Below are 9283 nucleotides of genomic sequence, written 5' to 3'. Positions count from 1 at the left end.
GGTGATGAATGCGCGCTATGCGCTCAATGCCGCCAACGCCCGTTGGGGCTCGCTCTACGATGCGCTCTACGGCACCGACGCCATTCCCGAGACGGGCGGCGCCGAGAAGGGCAAGGGTTTCAACCCGGCGCGCGGCGCCAGGGTGATCGCCTGGGCCAAGGATTTCCTCGACCAGTCCGTGCCGCTGACCACCGGCAAATGGGCCGGCGTCAACGGGCTGTCGGTGGCGAACGGCGCGCTGAAAGCCGGCGAGGGCGCCGGCGCCACGACGCTGGCCGACCCAAGGCAGTTCGCCGGCTATCGCGGCGATGCCGCCAACCCGGAAGCCGTGCTTCTGGTCAAGAACGGCCTGCATATCGAGATCGTGATCGACCGCGCCAACCAGATCGGCAAGACCGACCCGGCCGGCATCGCCGACGTCATCCTGGAATCGGCCTTGACCACCATCCAGGACTGCGAGGATTCGGTCGCCGCCGTCGATGCCGAGGACAAGGTCGTCGTCTACCGCAACTGGCTCGGCCTGATGAAGGGCGATCTCGCCGAAGAGATCACCAAGGGCGGCAAGACTTTTGTCCGCAAGCTCAATCCCGACCGCCGCTACACGGCGCCAAACGGCGGCCAGCTTCTGCTGCCCGGACGCTCGTTGATGCTGGTGCGCAATGTCGGCCACCTGATGACCAATCCGGCGATCGCCGATCGCGACGGCAACGAGGTGCCGGAGGGCATCATGGATGCCGCGGTCACCGCGCTGATCGCGCTGCACGATGTCGGCGAGAATGGCCGCCGCGCCAATTCCCGCGCCGGCTCGATGTATGTGGTGAAGCCGAAGATGCACGGGCCCGAAGAGGTCGCCTTCGCCGTCGAGATCTTCGACCGCGTCGAAGCGCTGCTCGGCATGGCCAGGAACACCATCAAGATGGGCATCATGGACGAGGAGCGGCGCACCACCGTCAACCTCAAGGAGGCGATCCGCGCGGCGCGCGAGCGCGTCGTGTTCATCAACACCGGCTTCCTCGACCGCACCGGCGACGAGATCCACACGTCGATGGAAGCCGGCCCGATGATCCGCAAGGGCGACATGAAGCAGGCCGCCTGGATTTCCGCCTATGAGGCCTGGAATGTCGACACGGGGCTCGAATGCGGGCTCGCCGGCCACGCCCAGATCGGCAAGGGCATGTGGGCGATGCCGGACCTGATGGCGGCGATGCTGGAGCAAAAGATCGCGCACCCGAAGGCCGGCGCCAACACCGCCTGGGTGCCCTCGCCCACGGCCGCGACGCTGCACGCCACGCACTATCACAAGGTGGACGTGCACGCCGTGCAGGCGGCGCTGAAGAGCCGGCCGAAGGCCAAGCTCGACGACATTCTGTCGGTGCCGGTAGCGGTGCGGCCGAACTGGACGCCGGACGAGATCCAGCGCGAGCTCGACAACAACGCGCAAGGCATCCTCGGCTATGTCGTGCGCTGGATCGACCAGGGCGTCGGCTGCTCGAAAGTGCCCGACATCAACGATGTCGGCCTGATGGAGGACCGCGCCACGCTGCGCATCTCCTCGCAGCACATCGCCAACTGGCTGCGCCACAAGGTGTGCTCGGAAATCCAGGTCCGGGATTCGCTGCAGCGCATGGCGGCGATCGTCGACCGCCAGAATGTCGGCGACCCGCTCTACCGCCCGATGGCGCCGGACTTCGACAATTCCATCGCCTTCCAGGCCGCCTGCGACCTGGTGTTCAAGGGGACCAGCCAACCCAACGGCTATACGGAGCCGGTGCTGCACGCGCGGCGGCTGGAGCTGAAGGCGCGGGAGCGCGTGCGGTAGGCGCCGGTGGCCGATCGCCTGAACGGCAGGGGCTCGTCATGGAACGTTTCCGATGTATTTCAAACCGACATAAGGCCCGCCCACGGCAATGTTGTTGTTGGGCTGCGCCAGGTGAGATGCGGTGAGCTTCGGACTCTTGCCGCCAGCTTTTACGGCAGGCTTTCGTATGCCTTGTTTGACCTTATGGGTTCCGGAGCCATGTTTTACAACATGGTTCCGTGCGCCATGCCCTCCTTGACCTGCGGCTGAAGCGTGCAAAACACTGCCCAATATCAACGCCGCGGCAGCCACGACTATCCCTTTCCTGAACATACCCTTCGCCTCCTCTATTAATTCACTTCGACACAAGCCTATGGCGGCTCGCGCCCGCGCGCCAGGCGGGGAAAACGGCCGTCGCCAGCCGGCAAGTGCGCCGATCACATAGATGAGATGTCGAGGTGATCGCCGGCCGGCCCTGGACGACTTGACGATTAGAAATCTACCTACTAGTTGGTAGGTAGATTAAACGAGAGATCCGACCATGTCTGGACAAATGAACGATCACAGCCGCGCCCCGTCTTCGAACGCTTGGCTCAAAAGCTACTATTATCTGCGGTTCGCCGTATCGGCGGCCTGGGTCCTGGCGGCCTTCACCGTCGCGAAGGCAGTCCCGACGCTCGCCGCGGTCATGCTGGTGGCCTATCCCGCCTGGGACGCGCTCGCCAACTATGTCGACGCGCAGCGCAGTGGCGGTCTCGGCCGCAACCGGTCGCAGCTGCTGAACTTCGCCGTCAGCATCCTCACCGCGATCGCGGTCGCCGTCGCGCTTGGCCACAGCATGAACGCGGTGCTTGCCGTCTATGGCGTCTGGGCCGCGATCTCCGGAGCGTTTCAGCTGCTGACCGCCCTGCGGCGCTGGAAAACCAACGGCGCGCAGTGGGCGATGATCCTGAGCGGCGCCCAGTCGGCGCTGGCCGGCCTGTTCTTCGTCAAGATGGCGGGCGGCACGGAGGCGATCGGCATCGCCAACGTCGCGCCCTACGCCGCTTTCGGCGCCTTCTACTTCCTGGTGTCCGCCGTGTGGCTTTCGGTCAGCGATATCCTCGCCAAGTCGCCGCAAGCCGCGCGTTGAGATTTCCGCCGTTGGAGGTTAGGCATGTCCATGGATAAGCCCTCGAACACTGCCCCTTCGAATACCGCCGATGACATCCTGGCCGCCGCGCGACGCTTCATCGTCGCCGGCGGCTACAACGGCTTCAGCTACGCCGACATCGCCGAGGTGGTCGGTATCCGCAAGGCCAGCATCCATCATCATTTTCCGAGCAAGGTCGACCTCGTGCAGACCCTGGTCAGGCGCTATCTCGAGGACGCCGTCACGGGCATGACGGAACTGGAACGCAATGTGCCTGGGCCACCCGAGTTGCTGCGAACCTATACCGGCTTCTGGGCGCAGTGCATCGAGGACGCGAGCAGGCCGATCTGCGTCTGCGCCTTGCTCGCCAGCGAGCTTCCGGCCCTTCCGCCCGAGGTGGCCGTGGAAGTCCGGGCCTATTTTCAGTTTCTCTCGGGGTGGCTGACCCGCGTCTTCGAGCGCGGCGCCGCGCAGGGGACATTGACGATCGCCGCCGCGCCGCGCGCCGAGGCGGAAGCCTTCATGGCGACCGTGCACGGGGCGATGATTTCCGCGCGGGCCTATGGCGATGTCCTGACCTTCGGCATGATCCTGGCTCCGACATTGCAGAAGCTGATCCCCGCAACCGACTGACGTGAATAATGGAAGGATCGGTGCGGGACGGTTCGACCGCGACCCTAAGATGATTACGCCGCGACCGCCGTTGATTGCGCAGGCGACGCCCGCGGCCTGATCGGGGTCGGTTTCATTCAGACCTATGCGCCGAGTTATGCGACCTCAGCCAATAGATTAGCTTATGCTAATATGATATAAGCAAAAGCGAGAGGGCGCAAATCCATGGGCCGGTTTCTGGGGCATCTAGCCTGGGTATGTCTTGTTTCGGCCAGCCACGCCAACGCCCACAGCTGGTATTCGGGCAAAACCGACCCGGTTCTCCATCTCGAATGCTGCGGCGGTCACGATTGTCATCCTGTCACGTCAAGCGATGTCAGATCGGCGCCGGAGGGCTATTACGTCAGGCAACCGCAGCCCTATGCCCGCAACGACCCGCCGACGGGCGAATGGTTTGTCCCGCGGGACCGCGTCCAATCGGCTCCCGACGACAAGTACCATATCTGTGAAAATCTCTATCCGACGTACCGCGTCGGCAAATTGCGGATGCGATGGACATGTTTCTTCGCGCCGCGAACCACCGCATCGCTTTCAAACTGAGGCGCTTCATAAAAGGCCTTCCATTGCGAGGGGACATTGGTGCGATGAGTCAATTTGGCGACGAACCAGTTCGCGACCCCTCGGATCTCGGCTTCGACCCGACGCGGCTGAAGCGACTGAAGCGGTGGATGCAGCGCTATGCCGACACCGGGCGTTGGCCTGGCGGCGCCGTGCTCATCGCCCGCCACGGAAAGCTCGCCTTCTTCGACTGTGCCGGATACGCCGACGTCGAAGCCAAGCGGCCTTGGCAACGTGACCTCATCGCCCGCATCTACTCGATGACCAAACCGGTCACCGCCGTCGCGCTGTTGATGCTGTACGAGGAGGCGCGCGTGCATCTCGACGATCCGGTCGAAGCCTACCTGCCGGAATTCAAGGACATGCAGCTTTTGATACCGGGCGCAACGTCGCTCGACCAGACAGTGCCCGTCGAAACGAGGCTGACGATCCATCATCTGCTGACCCACACATCGGGTCTGAGCCTCTTTACAGGCCCGCGCCTGCTTGGCGAGGCCTATGCGAAGGAAGCGCTCGGCCTCGCCAAGGATTATGGCGGGCTCGACAAGATGGTGCGCAGGATCGCGGAGCTACCATTGGAATGAGAGCCCGGCACGCGGTGGCAATACAGCGCGGGGTCCGATGTCATCGGCCGCATCGTGGAAGTCGTTTCCGGACTGACGCTCGACAAGTACTTTGCGAAGCGCATTTTTGAGCCCCTCGGCATGGCCGACACCGGCTTCTCTGTACCGGACACCGGGATCAGCCGCTTTCCCCCGATGTATGAGGTGACCGCGGGCGGCATGGCCTTGAACGAAGCGCCGGAGGTTTCGGCATGGCGGCAAGGAAAGGTTGATACGTTTTGCGGCGGCGGTGGGCTCGTCGGAACCATCGACGATTACTGGCGGTTTGCCGAAATGCTGCGTGCTGGGGGTGAGCTGAACGGTGAACGCATCCTCAGTTCCCGCACTCTGAAGTTGGCGGCATGCAATCATCTGCCGGGCGATCTTGCTTCGTTGGCAACCGAGGTTTGGGCCGAGACTCAGTTTGACGGCGTCGGGTTCGGTCTGTTGGGCTCCGTCGTCCTCGATCCAGCCAAGGCGCAAATTTCGGCGCAAGTGGGTGATTATGGCTGGGGCGGGGCGGCAGGCACCTTCTTCTGGGTGAGTCCGGTCGACGACATGGTGGTCATTCTCTTCACGCAACTGCTGCCTTCGAGCGCTATTCCGGTGCGCAAGGAGCTGCGCGCGCTCGTCCATGGTGCGTTGACGGGAGCGTGAGGCTCGTCAGCGGATAGCGCGGAGAGCAACTTGGTGCTTGGCAAGGCCCGTGCTCCCGCCTGCGAGTTCTCACTCTGAACAGCGCCTGAGTGGTTGCGCGATCAAGCCGCCTGCGCCATCCGTTCCGCGCTCATGCGATAGGAAATCGCCTCGGCGAGATGGATGCGGCCGACGGTTTCGCTGGCGTCGAGGTCGGCCAGCGTGCGCGCCACCTTCAAGACGCGGTGATAGGCCCGCGCCGAGAAGCCGAGCTTTTCGCTGGCGTCCTTGAGCAGCGTCAGGCCGGCGGCATCGGGCTTGGCGATCTCCTCGATGATCGAAGGCGGGCAGTGCGCGTTGGTGGTGGCGCCGGTGCCCAGCCTTTCCAGCCTGTCGCGCTGCATGGCGCGCGCACGCGCCACGCGCTGCGCCACCGCGGCGCTCGTCTCGGCCTTGTCCGGCCGGATCAGGTCGCTTGCCGAGACCGCCGGCACCTCGATCCGAAGGTCGATGCGGTCGAGCATCGGACCGGAAATGCGCGCCTGGTACTCGGTGCGGCAACGGTCGCCGCGCAGGCAGCGATAGCCGGGCTCGCCCGACATGCCGCAGCGGCACGGATTCATCGCCGCCACCAGCTGGATGCGCGCCGGATAGGTGACGCGGTGGTTGGCGCGCGCGATCATGCAGTCGCCCGTCTCCAGCGGCTGGCGCAGCGCGTCCAGCGTCTGCGGTGAAAATTCCGGCAATTCGTCGAGGAACAGCACGCCGTGATGGGCGAGCGAGGCTTCGCCCGGCCGCGCGCGCAGGCCGCCCCCGACCATCGCCGCCATCGAAGCGGAGTGATGCGGGGCGCGGAACGGCCGCCGGTCGGTCAGCTTGCCTTCGCCGAGCTCGCCGGCGACGGAGGCGATCATCGAGACTTCGAGCAGCTCCTTGGGCGCCAGCGGCGGCAGGATCGAGGGCAGGCGCTGCGCCAGCATCGACTTGCCGGCGCCGGGCGGTCCGACCATGAGGAGATTGTGCCCACCGGCGGCCGCCACCTCGAGCGCCCGCTTGGCGCTTTCCTGGCCCTTGATGTCGGCGAGGTCGGGCAGGTCGCGCGCCGCGAGCTGGATGCCGGCCTCGGGCCGCGACAGCACCTGCGTGCCGCGAAAATGGTTGGCGATGGCGATCAGGCTGCGCGGCGCAAGGATGTCGAAATCCTTGCCCGCCCAGGCCGCCTCCGGCCCGCAGGCGAAGGGGCAGATCAGGCCCTTGTTCTCCGCATTGGCGCCGATGGCCGCCGGCAGCGCGCCGGCCACGCCCGCGATCGTGCCGTCGAGCGACAATTCGCCAAGCACCACGTAACCGGCGAGCATGTCGCCCGGAATGGCGCCAAGCGCCGCCATCAGGCCGAGCGCGATCGGCAGGTCGTAATGGCTGCCTTCCTTGGGAAGATCCGCCGGCGCGAGATTCACCGTCACCTTCTTCGACGGCATCGACAGGCCGGATGCATGGAGTGCTGCCTGCACGCGCTCGCGGCTTTCGGCCACCGCCTTGTCCGGCAGGCCGACGATCTGCATGCCGACCTTGCCCGGCCCGACCATCACCTGGACATCGACCGGCAAGGCCTCGATGCCCTGGAAAGCCACCGTGCGAACCCGCGCCACCATGTTTCCCGCGCCCCCGGATGCAGTTCCGCGCGACGCTGCCATCAGCCCGCGCAAGACCTCACGCCAGACAACCACAGATTTGCGGCCGAGGCAAGAACATTACGGGAACATCGTTTCTCGCTCATGCAACGGGCGTCGTGGCGAGAATTAACCCCGCTTCCCCTCCACGCAATCCCAGAACAGGGCGGCGATATCCGCGCCGCCGAAGCGCTGCACTTCGCGCACGCCCGTCGGCGAGGTGACGTTGATCTCGGTCATGTAGTCGCCGATCACGTCGATGCCGACGAGGATGAAGCCGCGTTCCTTCAGCGCCGGTCCGATGCGGGCGCAGATCTCGCGCTCGCGCTCCGTCAGCTCGGTCTTCTCGGCGCGGCCGCCGACATGCATGTTGGAGCGGGAATCGTGCTCGGCCGGCACGCGGTTGATGGCACCCACCGGCTCGCCGTCGATCAGGATGATGCGCTTGTCGCCCTTGCGCACGTCCTTGAGGTAGCGCTGCACAATATAGGGCTCGCGGAACAGCTGGCCGAACATCTCGAGCAGCGAGGCGAGGTTGCGGTCGGCCTCGTGCAGATGGAAGATGCCGGCGCCGCCATTGCCGTAGAGCGGCTTGACGATGATGTCGCCGAATTCCTTGCGGAAGGCGGCCACCTCCTGAGGGTCCTTGGTGATCAGCGTCTCCGGCATCAGGTCCGGGAATTCGGTGACGAATATCTTTTCCGGACTGTTGCGCACCCAGGCCGGATCGTTGACCACCAGGGTCTTGGGATGGATGCGCTCCAATATGTGCGTGGTGGTGATGTAGTTCATGTCGAAGGGCGGGTCCTGCCGCAGCAGCACCACGTCCATCTCGGAAAGGTCGGTACGCACTTTCTCGCCGAGCGAATAGTGGTTGCCCTTCTCGTCGCGCACCTGCATCTCCTCGATGCGCGCGAACACCTTGCCGTCCCGCATCGACAGCCGGTCGGGCGTGTAGTGGAAGAGCTTGTGGCCGCGCCGCTGGGCCTCCAGCGACAGTGCGAAGCTCGTGTCGCCGGCGATCGACACGGTGGAGACATGGTCCATCTGTAAGGCGATTTTCAGCGGCATCTCGGGTCTCCGGCGAACTCAGCCGCCGATATAAGGAAATCGAGGGCGTCTGCCAATCGTGCTTGCTTGGTGCAGAAGCCTAGCGGTCGAAGACCAGCCTGGAATAGCCCAGGAACGATAGCGCCATGGCGAGGATCGAGGCAAAGGCCAGCGCCGCCAGCGGCGGCAGCCCCGGCAGCGCCAACAGGGCGGCGCAGTAGAGCAGATAATTGACGATGCTGGTGGCGATGCCGACGCCGCCATAGCGGGCGCCTTCCTCCGCGAGGCCCCGGCTCGACGGCGCGAAGGTCAGGTGGCGGTTGATCTGCCAGGTGACGCAGAGCGCGAAGCCGATCGACAGCACCCGCGCTAAGAGCGGGCCGAGCGGCGTGGTGGCAAGCAGCAGCCAGAGCGCCGCCGCGTCGGCGACGAAGCCGATGCCGCCGGCGAGGGCGAAGCGGAAGAGGCGGCCCACTAGATCGTGATGGCGTTTTCCTTGAATCGCCCTCACGATCTAACTCTTTGTTGGAGCATGATCTTCCTCCGAAAACCGGTTCCCACTTTTCGGGATCATGCTCTAAGCCGCCCGTGGGGCCTTGCCCGGCTCGCTCTTCGGCAAGGCCTGCCCGGCTGCCTGGCGCTCGGCACGGCCGGAGGAAATCGACAGGTAGAAGATGCGCTTCTGCTCGGCCCGGCCGCGCGACACCGAATCGAGGATGAAGCCGGTCATCATCGAGAGCATGGCCAGCAGCAGCATGCCGATCGACAGCACCCAGGTCGGCATGCGCGGCACGAGCCCCGTCTCGGCGAATTCGACCAGCACCGGGATCATCAGGCCGATGCTGGCGGCCAGGAAGAACAGCGCGAAGGTGCCGAAGAAGCGCAGCGGCTGCGTCTCCTTCACCAGCATGGCGAACATCCACAGGATCCTGGCGCCATCGCGGAAGGTCGACAGTTTCGACGACGAGCCCTCCGGGCGGCGGCCGTAATCGAGCGCCATCTCGCTCACCGGCAGTTTCAGCTGCGAGGCATGCACCGACATCTCGGTCTCGATCTCGAAGCCGCCGGAAACGGCGGGGAAACTCTTGACGAAGCGGCGCGAAAACACCCGGTAGCCGGAGAAGATATCGGTGAAGTCGGTCCCGAACAGGCCCTTGTAGAGGCG

Annotated in this window: 7 protein-coding genes and 2 pseudogenes; 4 read left to right on the top strand and 5 right to left on the bottom strand. The window is 65.0% G+C overall.

All coding sequences use genetic code 11. The annotated features are described in order from the left end of the window. A partial coding sequence (locus EOD07_RS12055; protein ID WP_127235608.1) for a malate synthase G occupies positions 1-1819 on the top strand: 1819 nt, incomplete at its 5' end. A 36-nt stretch (positions 1820-1855) separates the two neighbouring features. Here the strand turns inward: EOD07_RS12055 and EOD07_RS12050 are convergent. Next, entirely contained in the window at positions 1856-2131 is a 276-nt protein-coding gene (locus tag EOD07_RS12050) for a hypothetical protein (protein ID WP_164772197.1), read from the bottom strand. A 208-nt stretch (positions 2132-2339) separates the two neighbouring features. Between EOD07_RS12050 and EOD07_RS12045 the strand changes: the two genes are divergently transcribed. The 3 genes and pseudogenes from EOD07_RS12045 to EOD07_RS12035 all read left to right on the top strand — a co-directional run bounded on the left by EOD07_RS12045 (position 2340) and on the right by EOD07_RS12035 (position 5419). Further along, positions 2340-2930: a DUF308 domain-containing protein gene (locus tag EOD07_RS12045; RefSeq protein ID WP_127235606.1), complete on the top strand. Its 591-nt coding sequence runs from the start codon at positions 2340-2342 to the stop codon at positions 2928-2930. A 24-nt stretch (positions 2931-2954) separates the two neighbouring features. Beyond that, a complete protein-coding gene (locus EOD07_RS12040) occupies positions 2955-3563 on the top strand; it encodes a TetR/AcrR family transcriptional regulator (RefSeq protein WP_245470066.1) in 609 nt (202 codons plus the stop codon). Between the two features lie 530 nt (positions 3564-4093). Then, positions 4094-5419 (top strand): annotated as a pseudogene (locus tag EOD07_RS12035) (serine hydrolase domain-containing protein). Positions 5420-5520: 101 nt separating this feature from the next. Here EOD07_RS12035 and EOD07_RS12030 read toward each other — a convergent pair. The 4 genes and pseudogenes from EOD07_RS12030 to EOD07_RS12015 form a co-directional block, all read right to left on the bottom strand. After that, a complete protein-coding gene (locus EOD07_RS12030) occupies positions 5521-7050 on the bottom strand; it encodes a YifB family Mg chelatase-like AAA ATPase (protein ID WP_127235605.1) in 1530 nt (509 codons plus the stop codon). A gap of 147 nt (positions 7051-7197) precedes the next feature. Then, the gene (gshB, locus tag EOD07_RS12025) at positions 7198-8139 is read right to left on the bottom strand and encodes a glutathione synthase (RefSeq protein ID WP_127235604.1); all 942 of its coding nucleotides are present in this window, start codon (positions 8137-8139) and stop codon (positions 7198-7200) included. Between the two features lie 79 nt (positions 8140-8218). Next, positions 8219-8593: a GtrA family protein gene (locus EOD07_RS12020; RefSeq protein ID WP_127235603.1), complete on the bottom strand. Its 375-nt coding sequence runs from the start codon at positions 8591-8593 to the stop codon at positions 8219-8221. A 102-nt stretch (positions 8594-8695) separates the two neighbouring features. Continuing rightward, positions 8696-9283: pseudogene (locus EOD07_RS12015) on the bottom strand (glycosyl transferase); the annotation flags it as partial.

It is taken from the genome of Mesorhizobium sp. M2C.T.Ca.TU.002.02.1.1 (assembly GCF_003997225.1).
The sequence above is the reverse complement of the archived record's forward strand: the minus strand, read 5'-3'. Positions and strand labels throughout refer to the sequence as shown.

Excerpts from the sequence above, each read along its gene's own strand:
- EOD07_RS12040 (WP_245470066.1), top strand. The coding sequence starts at position 2,955 with ATGTCCATGGATAAGCCCTCGAACACTGCCCCTTCGAATACCGCCGAT.
- EOD07_RS12030 (WP_127235605.1), bottom strand. The coding sequence starts at position 7,050 with ATGGTGGCGCGGGTTCGCACGGTGGCTTTCCAGGGCATCGAGGCCTTG.
- EOD07_RS12050 (WP_164772197.1), bottom strand. The coding sequence starts at position 2,131 with ATGTTCAGGAAAGGGATAGTCGTGGCTGCCGCGGCGTTGATATTGGGC.
- gshB (WP_127235604.1), bottom strand. The coding sequence starts at position 8,139 with ATGCCGCTGAAAATCGCCTTACAGATGGACCATGTCTCCACCGTGTCG.
- EOD07_RS12045 (WP_127235606.1), top strand. The coding sequence starts at position 2,340 with ATGTCTGGACAAATGAACGATCACAGCCGCGCCCCGTCTTCGAACGCT.